This window comes from Stenotrophomonas sp. SRS1 (genome assembly GCF_026130205.1).
GTDB lineage: Bacteria > Pseudomonadota > Gammaproteobacteria > Xanthomonadales > Xanthomonadaceae > Stenotrophomonas > Stenotrophomonas rhizophila_B.
The window spans coordinates 1,300,280-1,320,982 of the sequence record NZ_JAINFD010000001.1 but is presented as its reverse complement, the minus strand read 5'-3'; the positions used below and the strand labels follow the sequence as shown (position 1 = coordinate 1,320,982).

16 protein-coding genes are annotated in these 20,703 nt (G+C 67.6%); 7 read left to right on the top strand and 9 right to left on the bottom strand.

What is annotated here, in order from left to right; all coding sequences use genetic code 11:
- On the top strand, window positions 1-863 hold an 863-nt coding region (locus K4043_RS05820), incomplete at its 5' end, for an IS3 family transposase (protein WP_265308507.1).
- 101 nt (window positions 864-964) lie between these two features.
- Here K4043_RS05820 and K4043_RS05815 read toward each other — a convergent pair.
- The 3 genes from K4043_RS05815 to K4043_RS05805 form a co-directional block, all read right to left on the bottom strand.
- Entirely contained in the window at window positions 965-3,793 is a 2,829-nt protein-coding gene (locus K4043_RS05815) for a TonB-dependent receptor (RefSeq protein WP_123730580.1), read from the bottom strand.
- A gap of 178 nt (window positions 3,794-3,971) precedes the next feature.
- A complete protein-coding gene (locus K4043_RS05810) occupies window positions 3,972-4,628 on the bottom strand; it encodes an energy transducer TonB (protein WP_265308506.1) in 657 nt (218 codons plus the stop codon).
- Between the two features lie 212 nt (window positions 4,629-4,840).
- Window positions 4,841-5,578 (bottom strand): SIMPL domain-containing protein, encoded by a 738-nt coding sequence (locus K4043_RS05805; RefSeq protein ID WP_265308505.1) that lies wholly within the window; start codon window positions 5,576-5,578, stop codon window positions 4,841-4,843.
- Window positions 5,579-5,708: 130 nt separating this feature from the next.
- Between K4043_RS05805 and K4043_RS05800 the strand changes: the two genes are divergently transcribed.
- Genes K4043_RS05800 through tldD form a run of 4 tightly spaced genes read left to right on the top strand, consistent with a single transcriptional unit; the run spans window position 5,709 to window position 13,161 of the window.
- Entirely contained in the window at window positions 5,709-6,290 is a 582-nt protein-coding gene (locus K4043_RS05800) for a Maf-like protein (protein WP_265308504.1), read from the top strand.
- A complete protein-coding gene (gene rng, locus K4043_RS05795; protein ID WP_123730583.1) occupies window positions 6,283-7,770 on the top strand; it encodes a ribonuclease G in 1,488 nt (495 codons plus the stop codon). The genes K4043_RS05800 and rng overlap by 8 nt, the downstream gene beginning before the upstream one ends.
- A 30-nt stretch (window positions 7,771-7,800) precedes the next feature.
- Entirely contained in the window at window positions 7,801-11,661 is a 3,861-nt protein-coding gene (locus K4043_RS05790; RefSeq protein ID WP_265308503.1) for a YhdP family protein, read from the top strand.
- A 54-nt stretch (window positions 11,662-11,715) separates the two neighbouring features.
- Complete coding sequence (gene tldD / locus K4043_RS05785; protein WP_123730585.1) at window positions 11,716-13,161, top strand: metalloprotease TldD; 1,446 nt, start codon at window positions 11,716-11,718, stop codon at window positions 13,159-13,161.
- Between the two features lie 78 nt (window positions 13,162-13,239).
- On the opposite strand, the gene yjgA is transcribed toward tldD, so the two are convergent.
- Window positions 13,240-13,854 (bottom strand): ribosome biogenesis factor YjgA, encoded by a 615-nt coding sequence (gene yjgA, locus K4043_RS05780; protein ID WP_123730586.1) that lies wholly within the window; start codon window positions 13,852-13,854, stop codon window positions 13,240-13,242.
- Window positions 13,855-13,922: 68 nt separating this feature from the next.
- Here yjgA and pmbA point away from each other — a divergent pair, with 68 nt between their 5' ends.
- On the top strand, window positions 13,923-15,290 hold the full coding sequence (pmbA, locus tag K4043_RS05775; RefSeq protein ID WP_123730587.1) for a metalloprotease PmbA: 1,368 nt from the start codon (window positions 13,923-13,925) through the stop codon (window positions 15,288-15,290).
- A gap of 78 nt (window positions 15,291-15,368) precedes the next feature.
- Complete coding sequence (locus K4043_RS05770; protein WP_088434456.1) at window positions 15,369-15,746, top strand: DUF4870 domain-containing protein; 378 nt, start codon at window positions 15,369-15,371, stop codon at window positions 15,744-15,746.
- 103 nt (window positions 15,747-15,849) lie between these two features.
- Here the strand turns inward: K4043_RS05770 and K4043_RS05765 are convergent, their stop codons facing one another.
- From K4043_RS05765 to K4043_RS05745, 5 genes are all read right to left on the bottom strand, one after another.
- Window positions 15,850-16,728, bottom strand: coding sequence for a farnesyl diphosphate synthase (locus tag K4043_RS05765; RefSeq protein ID WP_265308501.1), 879 nt, complete (start codon window positions 16,726-16,728; stop codon window positions 15,850-15,852).
- The gene (locus K4043_RS05760; protein WP_123730589.1) at window positions 16,725-16,979 is read right to left on the bottom strand and encodes an exodeoxyribonuclease VII small subunit; all 255 of its coding nucleotides are present in this window, start codon (window positions 16,977-16,979) and stop codon (window positions 16,725-16,727) included. Before K4043_RS05760 ends, K4043_RS05765 begins: the two co-directional genes overlap by 4 nt.
- Window positions 16,980-17,015: 36 nt before the next feature.
- Window positions 17,016-18,305 (bottom strand): tRNA lysidine(34) synthetase TilS, encoded by a 1,290-nt coding sequence (gene tilS / locus K4043_RS05755; RefSeq protein ID WP_123730885.1) that lies wholly within the window; start codon window positions 18,303-18,305, stop codon window positions 17,016-17,018.
- 66 nt (window positions 18,306-18,371) lie between these two features.
- Window positions 18,372-18,932, bottom strand: coding sequence for a WG repeat-containing protein (locus tag K4043_RS05750; protein ID WP_265308499.1), 561 nt, complete (start codon window positions 18,930-18,932; stop codon window positions 18,372-18,374).
- Window positions 18,932-20,644: an alkaline phosphatase gene (locus K4043_RS05745; protein ID WP_265308497.1), complete on the bottom strand. Its 1,713-nt coding sequence runs from the start codon at window positions 20,642-20,644 to the stop codon at window positions 18,932-18,934. Before K4043_RS05745 ends, K4043_RS05750 begins: the two co-directional genes overlap by 1 nt.
- Window positions 20,645-20,703: the final 59 nt, after the last annotated feature.

Below are 20,703 nucleotides of genomic sequence, written 5' to 3'. Positions count from 1 at the left end.
TCCTCACGCAAGGGCGCCTCCAAGGCTTAAGCGTGGCAAGGGCTTGCCGACATTTCGGCATTAGTCGGCAGGCGTACTACAAAGCCGGCCATCGCCAGCAACAGCAGCTGGCCGAGGGCGCACGGGCGATCGCCTTGGTGGGTGGCTATCGGGCCCGTCAGCCACGCATCGGCACTCGCAAGCTCCACGGTCTGATCAGGCCGGCACTGCAGGCATCGGGGACAGCGATGGGACGGGACCGCCTGTTTGGAGTCCTTCGTGAGGCCCGGCTCCTGGTTCCCATGCGGCGGGCATATCACAAGACAACCGACAGCCATCACCGCTTCCGACGGCACCCCAACCTGCTCAAAGCTGGCGAGGGTCGCGTGGTACCTACCGGCTGCGAGCAGGTGTGGGTCGCCGACATCACCTACCTGCCAACGCAAGGGAAATTCGTCTATCTGAGCCTGATTACGGATGCTTGGTCACGCAAGATCGTTGGCTGGAGCGTGCACGACACCTTGCAGACAGAGCAGGTCGCCCAAGCCTTGCAAATGGCGTTGAAGGGGCGAAAAACGCGCCAACGTCTGGTCCATCACTCCGACCGTGGCATCCAATATTGCTCGGACTACTACCAAAAGATCCACGCCAAGCACGGCGTGACCTGCTCGATGACTGACGGCTACGACTGCTACCAGAATGCGCTGGCCGAACGGGTGAATGGGATCTTGAAAGGTGAGTTCCTGCTGTATCGGCCTCGAGACCTGGCGCAGGCGCGCCAGATGGTGGCCGAGGCGGTGGCGATCTATAACGCCGAACGCCCGCACCTGTCCCTTAAAATGCAGACGCCCGATGCAGTGCATCGGGCGTCCTTGGCCGCCTGACGGCGGCCGGTTCATCCACCACAGGTGTCAACCTATGGCAGGACGGGTCAACAAAAAGCCCGGGCACTGCCCGGGCTCCTTGTTCCCCAGGTGCGGCTACCTCATTCGAAGGTGTACTTGGCCCCCACGGTGAAGTAACGGCCGATCGCGCCGCTGAAGTGCAGCGGGTTGTAGTTCACGCCACCGTAGGTGGTCGGATCCAGCGGGGCGATGCGGTCGAACAGGTTCTGCACCGACGCGTTCAACTCGAAGGCCTCGGTGATGTTCCAGCGACCGGACAGGTCGAAGGTGGTGAACGAGGAGATCTTCTCGACGTCTGTACCGTCGGCGTAGGAGAACTGGTACGAGCCGTCCGGACCGCGGAAGTCGGTGTTGTCCATCTTGGAGATGTAGTTGGCCACGCCGCTGACGCTCCACGGGCCCTGCTTCCAGGTGGTGCCGAAGTTGATGCGGTCCTTCGGCGTGCCGATGCAGTTGGTGACGTCGCAGTTGCCGTGCGTGCCGGCGTAATCGACGGTCACATCCGAATCCGTGCGCTCGAACTTGAGCACGTGGCTCCACTGCAGGTCCATCTCCAGCTGGCCCGGGCCGATGTCGAAGGTCTGGCGGATGTCGGTATCGATACCGCGCACGCGGGTCGATGCGGCATTGATGTAATCCGTGTTGACCGCCAGGATCGTACCGGTGCCTGCGACGCCATTGATCAGATCGGTGTCACGCAGCACGTTGCCCGCCGCGATCGCATCGGCAGTGGCACCCTGTGCGATTTCGTTGGTGCGCTTGATCTGCCACGCATCGATCGTCATCGAGGTGCTGGAGGTCGGCTGCAGCACCAGACCCACCGAGTAGCTCTTGGACTCTTCCGGCTTCAGGTCCGGATTCGGTCGGGTGATGATGGCCACCGGGCGTGCACTGCAGTTGGTGCCCACATCCGCAATCGGGCTGGCTGCGCAGCGGACCGGATCGCGGGCGTTGGAGAAGGCGGCCAGGCCGCCGTCGCCGTTCTCGGCCGGGTTCGGCGCGCGGAAGCCTTCGGCATAGCTGCCGCGGACCGCGATCCAGTCGGACGGGGTCCACTTGATGCCAACCTTCGGGGTCGCCTTGCCTTCGCCGCTTTCATACTTGTCGTAGCGCACCGCACCGGACAGTTCCAGCTGCTCCAGCACTGGCGCGGACAGTTCGACGTAGCCGGCATATACGTTCTGGGTGCCGTCGTAGGCCGAGTAACCCAGGCCGATGATGTCGCCCTGGTCGGTGTAGGTCTGCGGGGTCAGGCTGTTGCTGGTCTTGCGCCATTCGGTACCCAGCGCCAGGCCCAGCGGCCCGCCCTTCAGGTCAGCCAGGCTGCGCGAGACGGTGAAATCGAACATGTCCAGGCTGGACTTGGCGCGGGCGCTGATGTCCGGCGAGATGTAGTCGTACAGGGCCTGCGAGTTCTGACCGGCGTTGTCGCCGATGCGCCACACGCCGCCCGGGCAGGCCGGGTTGCCGAGCGCGCATTGCACCGCGCTGTAACGCAGGAAGCCGGTGCGCTTGTTGGTCAGGTCCGTACCCGAATGCAGGTAGGCGGTATCGTAGCTCCACTCACCCCAGTTGCCCTTGACGCCCACCAGGAAGCGATTGAACTCATTGGTGTTGTTGGTGACACGCGGGCCCACATCCCATGCCGAATAGCGCAGGCGCGACGCCTGTCCCTGGATCGGATTGTCCGGATGGGTCGGGCTGAGCACGACGGCTCCGGGACCACTGCTGGCGTTGCGCGGGCCGTCCGGGAAGCCCCAGCTGCCCGACACGCCCGACGGGGTGTTGCTGAAGGTCGTCTCCTTCTTGGAGTAGCCGATCTCGGTGTAGATCTCGCCGCCTTCGCCGAAGGCAAAGCTGGCACGACCGAACACGTTGACGTACTTCTCCTCCGGGGTCAGATCACGGTACAGCTGTGCCGGGTCCCACAGGCACCCGTTCTGCGCGATCGACGCATCGGTCTGGTCCGGAATCGTCGTAAGACCCTGGCAGCCCGGCAGCGGAACGAGGAAGGCGGGGGTAGTGGCGGTCACGGCACGGTCGTCGAACACCGAGCCGTTGGGGCTGTTGCCGCCGCTGGTGCGGCCGTTGAGGAAGGCGCCGCCCAGGAACTGCGCATTGTTGCCATAGCCATACCGGCGGATGTCACCGGTGCCGATCCACTTGCGATCCTTGCGGTCGCTGATCTTGATCGCGTCGGTCTTGCCCACGTCCAGGCTGAAGAACGCATTCCAGCCATCGGTGGCCAGATCGCCGGTGCCGGCGGTCAGGGTGGCCTTCTTGGCATCGCCGTCGCTGTCGCCGGACAGGCCGTAGGAGGCGCGCAGGATGGCGCCGTTGAAGTCGCTGCGCAGGATGATGTTGACCACGCCGGCGATCGCGTCCGAACCGTAGATCGCAGAAGCGCCGTCCTTGAGGACTTCGATGCGCTCGACCGCATCCAGCGGAATGGTGCTCAGATCGGTGAACACCTTCTGGCCGTCATCGGCCAGGCCGTAGGTCGCCATGCGGCGGCCGTTCAACAGCACCAGCGTGGAGCCGGCGCCCAGGCCGCGCAGCGAGATGCCAGCGCCACCGCCGGCAAAGCCGTTGCCGAAGGTCTTGGGAATGGAGCCGGAGCCGTCCGCGGTCAGGGTCTGCAGGTACTCGGCGACGGTGGTCTTGCCGGTACGGTCGATCTCCTGGCGGGTGACCACCTGGACGGGGGAGGGGGTTTCGGTGTTGGTGCGGGGGATGTTCGACCCGGTGACGGTGATCCGGTCAAGGTTGGTCGCCTGCTCCTGCGCGAACGCGGAGGACGACGCCATGGCACCCACCAGCAGCAGCGCGCCGCCGGTAAGGATCGTGGAAATGGAGGTGGCCAGGCTGGTGCGGCGGCTGTCGTCGCGGCGTTGGATCGGGTGTTTCACAGCATCTCTCCTGACTGGGAAAACCTAGATGTCAATAAGTCGACACCAGGACGGTGGCAACGGCGCCAATCTAGGTTTACGTCCTGTGACGCAAGAGTGAAAAATTGCTTAATTGGGGAAAGATGCACTCCGTCCCATTTTGTGAATCGGGAGCCCCGTCGTGGGGCTCCCGGATCACTCAGCGTGGCAACGTAAAATCGATGGGCACCAGGCCATCGGCCGCAATGGCCTGTCCATCGACAATGGCCGGCACGAAGCGCCAGTGGCGCAGGACCTGCTGGCGGGCCGCCTGGTCAAGCACGCGCGAGCCGCTGCTCTTCTCGATGCTTACCGCCACCGGGTTGCCCTCGGCATCGACCCGGATGCGCAGCAGGACCGTGCCCTGCTGCCCGAGGCGGATCGCTGCGATCGGATACGGCGGTGGGGGGGCGCTGCGGTACTGGAGCTGGGCACCCCCGCCAGGTGCAGCCTCGGCGGGGGCCGGGTCCAGTGACGGTGCGGTCGCGTCGCTGGCCGGAAGCGGGGCCATCGCCCGCGCGTCATCAAGGGTGGCTGTGGGGGTGGGGAACGGGGCTGGCGCGCGTTGCGTGTTCACTGGCACGGCGCGGGGTGGAACCCGGTCCGGAGGATGGCGAGGGGAGAAATCCGGGAGTGGCGGCGGGGTAGGGACCCAGCCCGCCCGTACGCGCTCAAGCGGGGCCTTGATCAGGGGCTGGGTAGCGGGGATCAACAACAGCATCAAGGCCAGCGCGTGGACCGCGATGGCGGTGCTCCACCCGAGCACGCGGGAGACGTCGATCTGCAGCGGGACAACCGGGGACGGGGTACGGACCATGCTCCACTCTCCTTGCCAGACGTGCGGGAACATCAACGTGCCTGCGCGGCGCATGGGGTCAGGCGGGGGCCGCGCAATGACAGCAATACCCGAGCCCGGCGCGGGCCGGAAGTCAGGGGCAGGGTGGAGGTTTTGCTGGCAGTCAGAATCAGGCCGTGCACAGCATGACGGCGCCTTTCGGCGCCGTCATGGAGGGCTGACCGGGGCGCGGATCAGCGGCCCAGATCGAACACCACGTCCAGGTTGACCGAGACGGTCGATTCGCCCGGCGATACCGGGGTGGATTCGTCGGCGGACATCGGCGCGGCGGCCGCGCGCATCATCATCATCGGGCGGACGTTGCCGCCACCGCTCTCGGAAATACTGACGATGCGGCGCACGCGCAGACCCAGCGCCTTGGCGTAGGTCTCGGCGCGGGCCTGGGCCTTCTTCAACGCGGCCAGGCGCGCTTCGTCATAGACCGGCTCGGGCTGGTCGATCTCGAACTGCGGGCCGTTGATCTGGTTGGCGCCCTGCGCGGCCAGCACGTCGAGCACCTTGCCCAGCTTGGCGATGTCGCGCACCTTCAGGCTGACCGTGTTGCTGGCCTGGTAGCCGGTGATCTTCGGCGCTTCGTTGTCGGCGTAGCGGTACTGCGGGCTCAGGTTGACGCCGCTGGTCTGCACATCGCGCTCGGCGATACCGGCAGCCTTGATCGCGGCGAGCACCTTGGTCATCTGCGTGGCGTTCTCACGCATGGCGCTGTTGCCGTCCACGGCCTGGGTAACCACGCCGGCCGAAAGCGTGGCCACCTCCGGCACGCGCTTGGCGTCGGCATTGGCCGAGATGTTGAGCAGCGTGCCATCGGCCGGTGCGGCGATGGCGGGCAGCGACTGGGCGTGGGCGGTCATCGAAGCTCCCAGGGCAAGGGACAGGGCGAGCAGCAACGGGGACAGGGACGGGCGGCGCATGTACATCTCCTTGTGAAGACGTTGAGGTTGGTGTCGGGGCGATGAACGCGTCGTGAGGTTTGACGGGGTTGATCACGATTCGGCGGTGTTGCTCGCGATTCAGACAGTAGGCTCAGGTTATGCTTCCTCGATGCTTTATCTCGCCTCTCGATCCCCCCGACGAAATGAACTGCTGGCGCGCCTGGACCGACCGTTCCGGGCGCTCGACCTTCACGTGCCCGAAGTCCGTGCACCCCACGAGTCCGCCGCCGATTACGTGCAGCGGGTGGCCGCCGACAAAGCGCGCGCCGGCCTGGCCCTGGTCGCGGAGGATCCGGAGGCGGTCGTACTGGGTTCGGACACCGAAGTGGTGCTCGATGGCCGCGTGTTCGGCAAGCCGGTGGATGCCGCCGACGCCTGCGCGATGCTGCGCACTCTGGCCGGGCGCACCCACCAGGTGATGACCGCCGTGGCGCTGGTCGCTGCGGGCCGGGAGCAGGGCGTGCTGGTGGTCTCGGAGGTGACGTTCGCGGCGATTGATGAGGATCGGATCGCGGCCTACGTGGCCAGCGGCGAGCCGATGGACAAAGCCGGTGCCTATGCGATCCAAGGGGGCGCTGAACGATATATCCGCCATCTGGCGGGAAGCTATTCGGGTGTGATGGGTTTGCCCCTGCAACAGACCGAGCAGTTGCTGCAGACGTTTGAACTGAAGGGAGTCGCCCATGTCTGAAGAAATCCTGGTCAATGTCACCCCGCGGGAAACCCGCGTCGCCGTCATCGAAAACGGCATGCTGCAGGAACTGCACATCGAACGTGGCTGGCGCCGCGGCGTGGTCGGCAACATCTACAAGGGCAAGGTGCAGCGGGTCATGCCGGGCATGCAGGCGGCCTTTGTCGAGGTCGGGCTGGAGCGCGCGGCGTTCCTGCACGCCAACGATGTGATCCGCCCGGCGCCGGTGGCCAGCCCGGATACCGAAGGCACCACGTTGCCGCCGCCGTCGTCGGTGCCGATCGTCGAGCTGCTGCGCGACGGCCAGGACATCGTGGTGCAGGTGGTCAAGGACCCGATCGGGACCAAGGGCGCCCGCCTGACCACCCAGATCAGCATTCCCTCGCGCTACATGGTGCTGCTGCCGCAGTCCAAGGTGGTCGGCGTGTCGGCCCGGATCGAGGACGAGGCCGAGCGCGCCCGCCTGAAGACCCTGGTGACCGAACTGTCGGCCCAGCACGGGGGCTACGGCTACATCGTGCGCACCAATGCCGAAGGCCAGCCGGCCGAGGCGATCGCCGAAGACGTGGCCTACCTGTCGCGGGTCTGGAACGTGGTGGAGCGCCGTGGCCGCGATGCCGCCCCGCTCAGCGTGATCTATGAAGACCTCAGCCTGCCGCTGCGCTCGGTGCGCGATCTGATCCGCAAGGACGTGGACAAGGTCAAGGTCGATTCCAAGGAGACCTTCAACCAGTTGCAGGCGTTCGTGGCCAAGTACATGCCGGTGCTGGCCGAGAAGCTGGAGCTGTACAGCGGTGATCGCCCGATCTTCGACATGTTCGGGGTCGAGGACGAGATCGGCCGCGCGCTGGACAAGCAGGTCCCGCTGAAGTCCGGTGGCTATCTGGTGATCGACCAGACCGAGGCGATGACCACGATCGATGTGAACACCGGTTCGTTCCTGGGCCAGCGCAACCTCGAAGAGACCGTGTTCCGCACCAATCTGGAGGCCGCGCAGGCGGTGGCGCGCCAGCTGCGGCTGCGCAACCTGGGCGGCATCATCATCATCGACTTCATCGACATGGACGATGCCGAGCACCGCCGCCAGGTACTGCGCACGCTGGAGAAGGCGCTGGCCCGCGACCACGCCAAGACCACCGTCTACGACTTCTCGCCGCTGGGCCTGGTCGAGATGACCCGCAAGCGCACCGTGGAAAGCCTGGAGCGCCAGCTCTCCGAACCGTGCCCGGAGTGCAGCGGCCGCGGCTCGATCAAGACCGCCGAAACCGTCACCTACGAGATCTTCCGCGAGATCACCCGCGCGGTGCGCCAGTTCGATGCGGCGCGTCTGCTGGTGATCGCCTCGTCCAAGGTCGTGGCCCGCATCACCGACGAGGAATCCTCGGCGGTAGCCGAACTGGAGGAATTCCTCGGCAAGAGCATCCGCTTCCAGGCGGATGAGCAGTACCTGCAGGAGCAGTTCGATGTCGTACTGCTCTGATCGCGGCCGGTCCGGCATTCCCACGTTCCGATGAGCACACCGCTGCGCCTGCGCCTGCGCCGGATCCGCCGCCATGCTGTGTATGCGGTGGCGATCCTGCTCGTGGGCGTGGCCCTGCTGGTCGGCACTGCCAGTCAGCTGCTGCCGCTGGCTGAGCGTCACCCGGACAAAGTGGCAGCGTGGTTGAGCGCGCGCGCGGGCCAGCCGGTGCGTTTCGATGCGCTGGATACCGCCTGGACCCGGCGCGGCCCGTTGCTGCAGCTCAAAGGGCTGCGCATTGGTGAAGGTCAGGGCCTGCGCATCGGCGAGGCCGAAGTGCTGGTGTCCATGTATGCCGGCCTGCTGCCGGGCCACTCGCTGACCGAGCTGCGGTTGCGGGGTCTGGCATTGGTGCTGCAGCGGGCAGACGATGGCCGCTGGTCTGTCCAGGGCCTGCCGCAGCCCAGTGCGGGTGACCCGCTGGAAACACTGCGCCGCTTGGGCGAACTGCAGGTGATCGGTGGGCGCTTGAGCGTCGATGCCCCCTCGCTGGGCGTGAAGGCCGATCTGCCGCGGATCGACCTGCGCCTGCGCGTCAATGGCCAGCGCCTGCGCGTCGGTGCGCTGGCCTGGGCCGACCCGGCCGCACACCCCCTGACGGCGGTGCTGGAGTTCGAGCGCAAACGCGGTGATGGGCAGGCGTGGCTGTCGGCCGACCCGGCGGATTTCCGTGCGTGGTCCTCGCTGCTGCAGTTCGGCGGCATCGGGCTGCAAAAGGGCACCGGTGAGTTCAATGCCTGGGTGGACCTGCGCGATCACCGGGTGGTGATGGTCACCACCGATGCGGATCTCCAGGACGTCCAGGTGCGCGGCGTGAAACTCGCTGACGGCACCCACCCGCAGCTGGCGCTGGACACGCTGGAGCTGCGCGCGCGCTGGCGCTGGGTGCAGGGTGGCTGGCGCGCCGATGCGCCACGCCTGCGGATCGGCATGGAAGGCAGCACCCAGCAACTGGATGGGCTGCTGCTGGCCGGCGGGCAGCACTTCGCGCTGGCCGGCGACAACATCGATGCCACCGCGCTGCTGCGCGGCCTGGCGCTGACCGACCGGATCGATCCCGGCCTGCGCGAGTGGCTGCACGAGGCCGCACCGCAGGTGCGCATGACCCGCGTGCGCGTGGCCGGCGAGCAGGGCGGGCCGCTCTCGGTGGAAGGGGATCTGGAAGACATCCGCTTCGCCGCCGTCGGCCGTTCACCCGGGCTCAGCGGTGTGGGCGGGCGCTTCAACGGCGATGCCGATGGCTTCACCCTGGATATGCAGCCGCAGAAGGTGATGCATTTTGATTGGCCGAGCGGCTTTGGCGAGCGCCACGACGTGCGTCTGGCCGGCCAGCTGGTGGGCTGGCGCGACGAGGCCGGTGGCTGGCGGATCGGCACCCCGGCGCTGCGCGTGCAGGGCACCGATTACGCGGCCGATGTGCGCGGCGGCATCTGGTTCCAGAACAACGGCACGCGCCCGTGGCTGGAGCTGGCGGCCAAGATCGACGATGTGCCGATGACCGCCGCCAAGCGGTTCTGGATTCATTCCAGGATGAGCAAGGGGGCCACCGATTGGCTGGATGCTGCCCTGGTCTCCGGGCAGGTGCGCGGTGGCGTGGGCCTGGTGACCGGTGATCTGGAAGACTGGCCGTTTGACAAGAACAACGGTCGCTTCGAAGCGACCGGGCACATCGACAGCGGCAGCATCCGCTTCCAGCACGACTGGCCGGCGATGGACAAGGTCGATGCCGATATCGCCTTCATCGGCCCGGGCTTCGAACTGCATGGCAAGGGTGATCTGGCGGGCGTCGCGGTGGACCACTTCGACGCCGGCATTCCGGATTTCGGTGTGACCGCGCTGTACGTCAAGGCGACCAGCCGCAGCGATGCCGGTGCGCTGCTGGCCATGCTCAAGCAGAGCCCGCTGCAGGGCACCTACGGCGAGACGTTGGACAACCTCACCGCGAAAGGACCCGCAGCCGTCAGCTTCGATCTGCTGCAGCCGCTGCATCGCGACGAAGGCGGCGGTCACCTGCAGGGCACGGTCGACCTCAATGGCGCGACCCTCACCGAGAAGCGCTTCGACCTGGTCTTCGAGAACATGCGCGGCAAGGCCCGTTATGGCCATGGCGGCTTCGATGCGGAGAACCTGGCGGTCCGTCACCAGGGCCAGGACGGGCTGCTCAGCCTGCGCGCCGGTGAGTTCGTGCGCGATCCGCGGCAGGCCTTCGAATCCGAACTGACCGCCTCGCTGGAGGCGGGGGCCCTGCTGGACCGCGCCCCGGAATTGAACTGGCTCAAGCCTTACATCCAGGGCACCTCGCGCTGGACCATCGGGGTGACCCTGCCCAAGGTCGCCGCCGGCAGCAAGGTCGAACCGCCGACGGTGCTCAAGCTGCATTCGGATCTGGTCGGCACCACGTTGGAACTGCCGGCGCCGCTGGACAAGCCTGCCGCTACGCCGTTGGCGACGGACGTCACCGCACAGCTGCCGATGGGCAGCGGCCGTGTGGATGTCGCCTTCGGCCAGCGTCTGGCCTTGGCCGCGCGCACGCATGACAACCAGACCGGCGTACAGGTCACCCTCGGCAGCGACCGCGTGGATCGCGATCCGCCGCCCAGCGGGCTGGTGGTGAACGGTCGCAGCGGCTCGCTGGATGCGCTGGAGTGGATCGCGCTGGCCCGCTCGCCGGACGGCGGCGACGGCAAGGACCCGATGCCGCTGCGGCAGGTGGACGTGCAGGTCGGCCAGCTGCTGCTCGCCGGCGGTGTATTCCCGCAGACCCGGCTGCAGCTGCGACCGACCGGCAACAGTGTGGACGTACGCATGGACGGCCCCTCGCTGGCGGGCAGCCTGAGCGTGCCCAACGCCGACGGCGGCACCATCGTCGGCAAGCTCAGCCGCGTGCACTGGCAATCGCTGCCGACGCCGGTGAAGCCGCCCAGCGATGGCGCCCCGATCCTGCTGCCGCCGGACGTGGCCCTGCCGGCGCGGGTCCAGGCCAGTGCCAATGACACCAATCCAGCCAAGATCCCGCCGCTGGCGCTGGATATCGACGACCTGCAGTTCGGCAAGGCCAAGCTCGGCCAGGCGGTATTGCGCACGCGGCCGATGGCCAACGGCCTGAGCGTGGATCAGCTGCAGTTCCGCGCGCCCAAGCAGGCGATCGACGTCAATGGCCGCTGGATGGGCATGGGCGAGGCCGCGCGCAGCCAGTTCAACGTGCAGGTCAAGAGCGAGGACCTGGGCGGGCTGATGCAGAATCTGGACTATGGCGGCCAGCTGCGTGGCGGCCAGGGCCAGCTGACCATGACAGCCGGCTGGCAGGGCGGCCCATCCGACTTCCAGCTCGGTGCGCTGCAGGGCCAGCTCGACGTGCAGGCCCGCAATGGCCAGTTGCTGGAACTCGAACCCGGTGCCGGGCGCGTGCTCGGCCTGCTCAGCGTGACCCAGCTGCCGCGCCGGTTGATGTTCGATTTCCGCGACTTCTTCTCCAAAGGCTTTGCCTTCAACCAGGTCGAGGGCAGCGTGGCGTTCGGCGACGGCTTGGCCACCACCGACAAGGTGCTGATCGAAGGCCCGGCGGCGAACATCACCATCCGAGGCAAGACCGACCTGCGCCAGCAGCGTTTCGACCAGACCATCGACGTCAATCCGCGCGCGGGCAACCTGCTGACGGTGGTCGGCGCGGTGGCGGGCGGCCCGGTGGGGGCGGCGGTCGGCGCGGCCGCCAATGCGGTGCTGTCCAAGCCGCTGGGTGAGATCGGCGCCAAAACCTACCGCGTGACCGGCCCCTGGGCCGAACCCAAGGTCGATGTGATCGACCGCGACGCAGCGCCCAAGCCGGCCCCGGCCGCACCGCCGGCGCGCTGATCCCTTTCCCGCGCCCGGGTTGCGATTGCGCCCGGCGCCCACAGATCAAAGAGCATGAACAACAACGCACTTTCGCTGGCCACCGACCGTCTGCTGCTGCCCGCCGGGCTGGATGCGAACGGTCTGGAACGCACGTTCGGCACCCTGTTGGGCCCGGGCATCGATTTCGGGGATCTCTATTTCCAGCACGCGCGCCGCGAGAGCTGGAGCGTGGAGGACGGCATCGTCAAGGACGGGGCGCATTCGATCGAGCAGGGCGTGGGCGTACGCGCCATCGCCGGTGAGAAGACCGGCTTCGCCTACTCCGACGACATCCACAGCGACGCGCTGCTGGCCGCGGCCAACTCGGCCCGCGCCATTTCCCGCGAGGGTGGGGCGCAGTCGGCCCGCTCGCTGGTGCGTGGCAGTGGCCGCGCGCTGTACCCGGCACTGGACCCCATCGATGGCATGGGCAACGAGGCCAAGGTCGAGATGCTCAAGCGGCTGGACCGCTACCTGCGCGCCGCCGATCCGCGCGTGCAGCAGGTCATGGTCAGCCTGTCCGGGGGCGTGGACACGGTATTGATCGCGCGCAGCGATGGCGTGCTTGCGGCTGACATCCGCCCGCTGGTGCGCTTGAATGTGCAGGTGATCGTCGAGCAGCAGGGCCGGCGCGAGTCGGGTTACTCCGGCGGCGGCGGTCGCTACAGCTATGAAGACCTGTTCGCTGATGGACGCCCGGAAGGTTTCGCACGCGAGGCCCTGCGCCAGGCGCTGGTGAACCTGGAGGCGATTCCGGCCCCGGCCGGGGTGATGACCGTGGTGCTGGGCCCCGGCTGGCCCGGCGTGCTGCTGCACGAAGCAGTCGGCCATGGCCTGGAAGGTGACTTCAACCGCAAGGGCACCAGCGTTTACGCCGGCCGGATCGGCGAGCGCGTGGCCGCACCGGGCGTGACCATCGTCGACGACGGCACCCTGGACGGACGCCGCGGCTCGCTGAACATCGATGACGAAGGTCACCCCACCCAGTGCACCACCCTGATCGAGGACGGCATCCTGGTCGGCTACATGCAGGATTCGCTCAATGCGCGCCTGATGGGCGTTGCCCCGACCGGCAACGGCCGCCGTGAATCGTTCGCGCACATGACCATGCCGCGCATGACCAACACCTACATGCGCGCCGGCCAGCACGATCCGGAAGAGATGATCCGCTCGGTCAAGCGTGGCCTGTACGCCGTCAACTTCGGTGGCGGCCAGGTCGACATCACCAGCGGCAAGTACGTGTTCTCGGCCACCGAGGCCTACCTGATCGAAGACGGAAAAATCACCGCGCCGGTGAAGGGCGCCACCCTGATCGGCAACGGGCCGGAAACCATGCAGAAAGTGCGCATGATCGGCAACGATCTGGCCCTGGACGAGGGCGTGGGCATCTGCGGCAAGGATGGCCAGAGCGTGCCGGTGGGCGTGGGCCAGCCGTCCCTGCTGATCGATGGCATCACCGTGGGCGGCACCCAGGCCTGAGCCGGGATGCATTCGCCTGCGCTGCCTGATCACGCGGCCGCCAGCGGGGCGCTGGCGCCGCCGCGTGAGCGCCGGGACTCAGTCCTCGGCGTTCTCGTCGCTGTCGCTGTCCGTGTCGACCGCGTCGTCCAGCGCCTCTTCGGAGGCGGCGTTCACGCCTTCCAGGCCGAGCGCGGCCGGCAGCAGCAGCGCACGCAGCAGCTGGAAAATCTCGCGGTAGGCGCGCGGTGGCTTGTTCTTGGCCTTTTCGGCCTGGGCGTTGCGGACCAGCGTACGCAGCTGCTGGCGGTCGGCATGCGGGTACTCGTCCAGCAGCGCGCCCAGCGCCTTGTCACCGTCCTTGAGCAGGCGTTCGCGCCAGTCTTCCACGCGGTGCATGGTCGCCACTTCACGGCGCGAGGTCTCGCTGTTGGCATCCAGCGCATCGCGGATCGCATCCAGCACGGCGTCGTCTTCGCGGCGCATGTGCTTGGCCAGGAACGCCAGCTGGCGCTTGTGGGCGATATGCGCGGTGATGCGCTTGGCCTCGGCGATGTGCGGCAGCAGATCTTCGGGCACCGGCAGGCGCGCCAGCTGGGCCGGCGTCAGCGAGACCAGCTTCTCGCCCAGGGCCAGCACGTCCAGCGCAGCCCGGCGGTTCTGGCTGCGGCTGATATCAAGGAATTCACCGGTTTCTTCGTCGCGTCCGCGCATCGTCTTATTTCCACATCCGTAAACTGTGCCGGCGTCGCGCCGGGCACTCACCTGTACAGGATAAAGCATTGAACGTGATCTCCCCTGAAGTCTCCCCGGCCGACGACAGCCTGCAGCGCCTGGAGCAGCTGGCCGACATCTCCCAGCGCCTGCTGGAGCGGGCCAAGGCCCTGGGCGCCACCCAGGCCGAAGTCAGCTGCAGCGATGAGCGCGGCCTGGATGTGAACGTGCGCCTGGGCGAGGTCGAAACGGTCGAGTCCACCCGTGATCGCGGCATCGCCGTGACCGTCTACTTCGGCCAGCGCAAGGGCAGCGCCAGCACCGCCGACCTGCGCGAGAGCAGCCTGGAGTCGACCGTGGCCCAGGCCTGCGCGATCGCCCGCCACACCGAGGACGACGAAGCGGCCGGCCTGGCCGAGGCGGCGCTGATGGCCCATGAGTTCCCGGATCTGGACGGCTGGCACCCCTGGGAACTCAGTGCCGACGCGGCGCTGGATCTGGCGCTGGCCTGCGAAGCGGCCGGTCGTGAGGCCGATACCCGCATCAGCAATTCCGACGGGGCCTCGGCGGCGACCGCGCAGAGCCTGTCGGTGTATGCCAACTCGCATGGCTTCATCGGCCGCGAGCGCAGCAGCCACCACTCGATCGGCTGTGCGCTGATCGCCGGGCAGGGCGATGGCATGCAGCGCGACGGCTGGTACAGCAGCGCGCTGGCCCGCGAAGATCTGGACGATGCCGCGTCGATCGGCCGCCGTGCCGCCGAGCGCACCGTCGCCCGGCTGGACCCGCGCTCGATGACCACGGCGCAGATGCCGGTGCTGTATTCGCCGGAGGTGGCCCGCTCGCTGATCGGCCATCTGCTCGGTGCGGTGTCCGGCGGCGCGCTGTACCGTCGCGCCAGCTTCCTGCTCGACAGCGTCGGCACGCGTCTGTTCCCGGACTGGTTCGGCATCGAAGAGCTGCCGCTGCTGCGCCGCGGACTGCGCTCGGCCGCCTTCGATGGCGATGGCGTGGCCACCCGCAATTCAGCGCTGATCCGCGATGGCGTGCTGGAGCGCTACATCCTGGGCAGCTACTCGGCACGCAAGCTCGGCCTGCCGACCACCGCCAACGCCGGTGGCGTGCACAACCTCAAGGTCACCGCCAACGCAGGTGATCTGGTCTCCATTGCCCGGCAGATGGGCAATGGACTGCTGGTCACCGAACTGATGGGGCAGGGCGTCAACAGTGTCACCGGTGACTACTCGCGCGGCGCCGGCGGCTTCCGCGTGGAGAACGGCGAGATCAGTTACCCGGTCGATGGCATCACCATCGCCGGCAATCTCAAGGACATGTTCGCCAGCATCGAAGCGGTGGGCACCGACATCGACACGCGCTCGCACGTGCATACCGGTTCGATCCTTGTAGGACGAATGACCGTTGCCGGTAACGATTGACGTATTCTATGGGGGCTGCCCTGGCAGGCGGGGAGCCTGCCGCGTGCAATACCCATTACCTCGAACAAGGAGTTTCACGTGAGCGATTTCGATAACGTCACCACCCCGCCGCCGCCGGTGAGCGCACCGGCCCCGGCCGAACAGCGCACCATGGCCCTGGTGGCCCACCTGCTGGGTATCTTCACCTGGTTCCTCGGCCCGCTGATCATCTGGCTGATCAACAAGGACGACAGCAGCAAGAGCTTTGTCACCGATCAGGCCAAGGAAGCGCTGAACTTCCAGATCACGATCACCATCGCGATGCTGATCTGCATCGTGCTGACCATCGTCATCATCGGTGGCCTGCTGGCACCGATCGTCGGCCTGCTCAACGTGATCTTCTGCATCATTGCAGCGGTCAAGGCCAACAACGGCGAAGCCTACCGCTACCCGTTCGCACTGCGCCTGATCAAGTAATCGATCCGCAGCGCTGGAACGAAAAAACGCCCGGGATTCCCGGGCGTTTTTTTGTGTCCTGGCATTGTAGGGCCACGCCATGCGTGGCGGCCTGCGCGATCGCTCAGTGATCCCGCTCAACCGCCAGTCTGGCCAGCGCACGCAGTGCATCGGCCGCCTCGCCATAGCCGGCCAGACCGTCGAACATCTGCTCGCTCAGCGTGCGCAGATGTGCCTTGGCGCCGTCCATGCCCAGCAGCGCCGGGAAGGTCGACTTGGCCTGCGCCTCGTCCTTGCCCGCGGTCTTGCCGAGCTGTTCGGAACTGGCCTCGACATCGAGGATGTCATCACGCACCTGGAAGGCCAGGCCCAACGCCGAGGCAACCGTATCCAGCGTCGCCAGATCAGCCGCGGGCGCCTGCCCACACAGCGCGCCCATGCGCACCGCAGCGCGGATCAGCGCGCCGGTCTTGAGCGCATGCATGCGTTCCAGGTCCTGCAACGGCTGCTGATGGCCAGTGGCGTCGATATCCAATGCCTGGCCGCCGCACATGCCGGCCGCGCCGGAGGCGTGCGCCAGGGTCTGCAGGCAATCCACGCGCAGCTGCGCCGGCAGCGCCGCATCGGCCAGCAGGCTGAACGCACGCGTCTGCAGGGCATCACCGGCGAGAATCGCGGTGGCTTCATCGAAAGCGATATGGGTGGTCGGGCGGCCGCGACGCAGGGCGTCATCGTCCATCGCCGGCAGATCGTCGTGCACCAGCGAATACGCATGGATCAGTTCCACCGCCATCGCAGGCGCATCCAGCGCGCGCTCGTCAGCGGTGAAGATCCGGCCGCTGGCATACACCAGCAGCGGGCGCATCCGCTTGCCGCCCCCGAGCACCGCATATCGCATCGCCTGATGCAGACCACGCGGGGCGTCGGATGGAGAGGGCAGGCTGGTGTCGAGCTGGTGTTCGATCCGGTCGCGCCACCGCGCGAACATGGCCTCAACCGTCATGGCTGGGGCGGGTCGAAGGGTTCGGCGGTCTCGGGCTGGGCCGGATCGCTGAGCAGGCGCACGCGCAGTTCGGCCTGTTCCAGCGCCTGCTGGCACTGGCGGTACAGACCGACGCCACGTTCGTAGGCGCTGAGCGATTGTTCCAGGCTCATTTCGCCGGTTTCCATCTTCTCCACCAGTTGCTCCAGTTCTTCCAGCGACTGCTCGAAGTGGGCGACCGGGGAGGTTTCATTTGGGGACTTTTTTGCCATGCGACAAGTGTGGGCCGCTGGCCCGGCGGGGTCAATTCACGCCGCGCCCGGGGTCCACTGCAATTGCGCATGATGGGCCAGCAGCCACGGCTGCAGGGCCGCACCGATCACCCGGTCGCCCGCGGCCAGTAGCGTGTCTTCGTCGAACAGCAGCGGCAGCTGGCGGCGCTGCCACGGTGGCAGGCCCTGCTGCTGCAACAGATCCTTGAGTGCGTGGGAATGCGTGCGCCCCGGCAGCTGGATGCGCTCGCCGCCGCGACGCGCGCGGATCTGCACGGGCGTATCGAAACCGTCGGTGGTGCCGAGCAGCCGCAGCTCGCCGCCATCGGGCAGCGCCAGCGGCGCACGGCCATCCCAGTGCACGCTCCAGTCCGCCGGCAGCGCCAGGCTGGCCGAGAGCAGGTGCAGTTGCCCGCGCCAGCGGCGGATGCGGGCACCCTGCCAGGCAAACTGCGCGTCGGCATGGTGCGCGGCCGGGAGCAGTTCGCGTTCGACCGCCTCGACCCCGGCGGCAGGCAGTGGCGGCAGTCCACTGCCACGCACCCAATGACGCAGCAACCGCGCGCGCCGCTCGACCGGTTGGCGCATCAGGCGCGCGCAGTCGATCACGCCGGGGCCGACACTGCAGCGTTCCAGCGCGTCGCGATCGGCACTGTCGAGCAGATGCTGGGACTGCGCGGACAACGCTGCACTGCGTGCGAATGCAGCGTCGGCCTGGGGCCAGCGCTGGCGCAGTTGTGGCAGCACGTGCAGCCGCAGGAAATTACGGTCGGCGTCATCGCTCGCGTTGCTGGGGTCTTCGATCCACTCCAGACCTTCGGCCTGCGCGTGTGCACGCAGGGTGCTGCGCGGAACCTCCAGCAACGGCCGCCACACGGTGCCGGCGCCGAATGCGCTGGTGACCTGCATCGATGCCAGGCCATCCACGCCGGAGCCACGCAACGCCCGCAGCAGGAAGGTCTCGGCCTGGTCATCGCGGTGATGGGCCAGTGCCAGCCGCTCGCCAGGCAACAGCTGTGAAGCGAATGCGTCGCGCCGGGCATGCCGCGCGGCAGCTTCCAGCCCCTGGCCCTGGTGACGGGGCACCTGCACGCGGATCACCCGCAGCGGAATGTTCCAGCGTGCGCAGACCTGCGTGCAGTGGACGGTCCAGGCATCGGCCTGCTCCTGCAGGCCGTGATGGATGTGCACAGCGCGCAGGCCGGCGGTGCGCTGAGCCGCCGAGGTGGCCAGCCAATGCAGCAGGACGGTGGAATCGAGCCCGCCGCTGAAGCCCACCAGCACGGGGTGGACGACAGAGGGCGGTGGCGGCAGCAGGGACGTCATGGGCAGTGCGATCTCAGGCAGACCGGCAGTATCGGTGCTGCGTGGCGACGATGCCACGCGCGGGGATCACGGCGCGTCGGCATCCATCGCCGGACGCCCCTGCCGATCGATGCGATACCAGGTGCCACCGACCATCGCGGTGTGGCCGTCCTCGTCCGGTGTCCCTGGTCGGCAGCCTTGGCAGACGCGGGCCACGCCGTCTTCGAATGCCCAGCCAAAATCGAACGTGGCCGGGAATGCCTGGCGCAGCTGCGTATCGAAGTAGCCGATGCGCGCGCCCACGCGGCCGCGCACCAGCCCTTCCACCACGTAGTCCGGGCCGTTGTCGAAGGTGATCACCGGCAGCTGCCGACCGTCGGCACGGACATAGTGGAATCCGCCGCCGGCATAAACGGCGGCCAACCCGTCCTGGTCGTAGGGCAACGCCGCCAGCGCCGTGGCATCCAGCGCCAGACGCCCATCGCGCCACTGGCAACCGGCCAGCGGTTGCAGGCCATCTTCCTCGGTAAGCACGGTGCACGCGCTGCCGGTGCTCCACGCCATGGCGGAGGCCAGCAGGCCGGCTGCCAGCAGCAGGAGCCGCACGTAGCGGCCCCTGTTCGTCGTGTTGCAGGTCGGCAGACGCATTACTTGCTGGCGCCGGCCTGGCGCTCGAACGCGGTCGGCTTGGGCAGCTCGACCGGCACGCCATTGGCGTCGCAGGTGCCGGCGTCGCACAGGCGCTGACGCAGGCGCGGAGTGGCCTGCACGATCATGTGGTAGATCGCGTTCTGCTCCATCGTGCCGCGGACCGCCCTGCTGCCCGGGCCACGTGCCCAGATGCCGACGTCTTCGCCGCCATGCGATTCGCTCTTGGCGGGTACCAGCGCTTCCTGCATGTAATCAGGATGCTCGGTATCCACCGCGGTCAGGTCCGGCCGACCCGTGCTCGGATCGAAGCTGCTCGGGTTGTGCGGGTACCGCTTCGGGCCGACCGGCTGCTGGTTGGTGGCACCGGTGTAGCCCGGGCCGTTGGCGTAGGTCAGCGTGGTGTAGGGCAGGCCCAGGCCATCGCGGGCCAGGTCCAGCTTGCCGGCACCGTCTTCGCCGCCCTTGTCCTTGACCTTGCCCAGGATCGGATTGCCACGTGCCGGGTAACCGACGAAGTTCAGCGTGTGCGAATGATCAGCGGTGACGATGATCAGCGTGTCCTGGTCGGAGGTCGCCTCGACGGCCGCGCGGACCGCATCGGACATCGCCACCGTATCGGTCAGTGCGCGGTAGGCGTTGCCGCTGTGGTTGGCGTGATCGATGCGCGCGCCTTCCACCATCAGCACATACCCTTCCTGGTGGCGCGACAGGTTGGCGATCGCCGCCTGGGTCAGCTCGGCCAGGCTTGGCTCACCGGCCGGATCGTCCTTGCGCTCGGCCTCGTAACGCATGTGGTCCGGTTCGAACAGGCCCAGGATGGCCGGGGCCTTCGACGCGGCCTGCAACTGTTTGGCATTCCACACGTAGGCACCCTGCGGGTGCGCCTGCTGCCACTCGGTCACCAGACTGCGCCCGTCCAGGCGCTGGCCGACCTTGTCGTCATATTCCGGATCGCGTTCTTCGACCGTGGTGAATTCACCACGACCACCGCCGAGGGCGACCAGCGGGCCGCGCCCGAAGCGCGAGGTCGACAACAGCTGCTGGGCGATATCGCGGCAGCCGGCGGCCTTCGCCTCTTCCGGCACGTCAGTATCGTTTTCCCAGTTGCGCTCCGGCGAGTGCGCGTAGGTCGCCGCCGGGGTGGCATGGGTCAGGCGTGCGGTGGAGACCACGCCGGTCGCCATGCCGGCGCTGTCGGCCAACTGCAGCCAGGTCAGCAGCCCCTTGTTCAGGCTGTCGGCGCAGTCGTTGCGGGTGCCCGCGCTGACGCCGATCGCGCCCATGTGGGTCTTCACGCCCGTGGTGATCGCCGTCATCGTGCCGGCCGAATCCGGCGTCTGCGAATCGGTGTTGTAGGTCTTGCTGAACGCCGTGGCCGGGAAGCGCTCCCAGGACAACAGGTTCTCCTCACCCGGATGCCCGTTGCGCTGCCCCTCGAAGATGCGCGCCGCCGCCACCGTGGTCAGGCTCATGCCATCGCCCAGGAACAGGATGACGTTCTTGGCCTTGCCGTCCATCGCTCCCGTGCTGGCCGCGCGCGCCGCACCGCTGCGGTACCACCACTGCGGGGTCTCCCCGGCGGGGTGGGCAATGGCCGGCACATCGACCTGGACCGCGCCGGCAGCGGCGCTGGAGGAGGGAGTGGTACTGGCGCAGGCGCCGAGCAGCAGGGTGGTGACGGCGGCCACCAGAGGCGTGAAACGGGACATGGACGGGCAAATCTCGCGTGTGAAACGGGCGTTCATTATGCAGAACGCCGCAAGGCACG

Bases quoted from the DNA above. Each gene is read 5' to 3' on its own strand.
- rng (WP_123730583.1), top strand. From the start codon at position 6,283: ATGTCTGAAGAAATCCTGGTCAATGTCACCCCGCGGGAAACCCGCGTC.
- K4043_RS05790 (WP_265308503.1), top strand. From the start codon at position 7,801: ATGAGCACACCGCTGCGCCTGCGCCTGCGCCGGATCCGCCGCCATGCT.
- yjgA (WP_123730586.1), bottom strand. From the start codon at position 13,854: ATGCGCGGACGCGACGAAGAAACCGGTGAATTCCTTGATATCAGCCGC.
- K4043_RS05805 (WP_265308505.1), bottom strand. From the start codon at position 5,578: ATGCGCCGCCCGTCCCTGTCCCCGTTGCTGCTCGCCCTGTCCCTTGCC.
- K4043_RS05800 (WP_265308504.1), top strand. From the start codon at position 5,709: ATGCTTTATCTCGCCTCTCGATCCCCCCGACGAAATGAACTGCTGGCG.
- tldD (WP_123730585.1), top strand. From the start codon at position 11,716: ATGAACAACAACGCACTTTCGCTGGCCACCGACCGTCTGCTGCTGCCC.
- K4043_RS05810 (WP_265308506.1), bottom strand. From the start codon at position 4,628: ATGGTCCGTACCCCGTCCCCGGTTGTCCCGCTGCAGATCGACGTCTCC.
- K4043_RS05760 (WP_123730589.1), bottom strand. From the start codon at position 16,979: ATGGCAAAAAAGTCCCCAAATGAAACCTCCCCGGTCGCCCACTTCGAG.
- K4043_RS05745 (WP_265308497.1), bottom strand. From the start codon at position 20,644: ATGTCCCGTTTCACGCCTCTGGTGGCCGCCGTCACCACCCTGCTGCTC.
- K4043_RS05750 (WP_265308499.1), bottom strand. From the start codon at position 18,932: ATGCGTCTGCCGACCTGCAACACGACGAACAGGGGCCGCTACGTGCGG.
- tilS (WP_123730885.1), bottom strand. From the start codon at position 18,305: ATGACGTCCCTGCTGCCGCCACCGCCCTCTGTCGTCCACCCCGTGCTG.
- K4043_RS05765 (WP_265308501.1), bottom strand. From the start codon at position 16,728: ATGACGGTTGAGGCCATGTTCGCGCGGTGGCGCGACCGGATCGAACAC.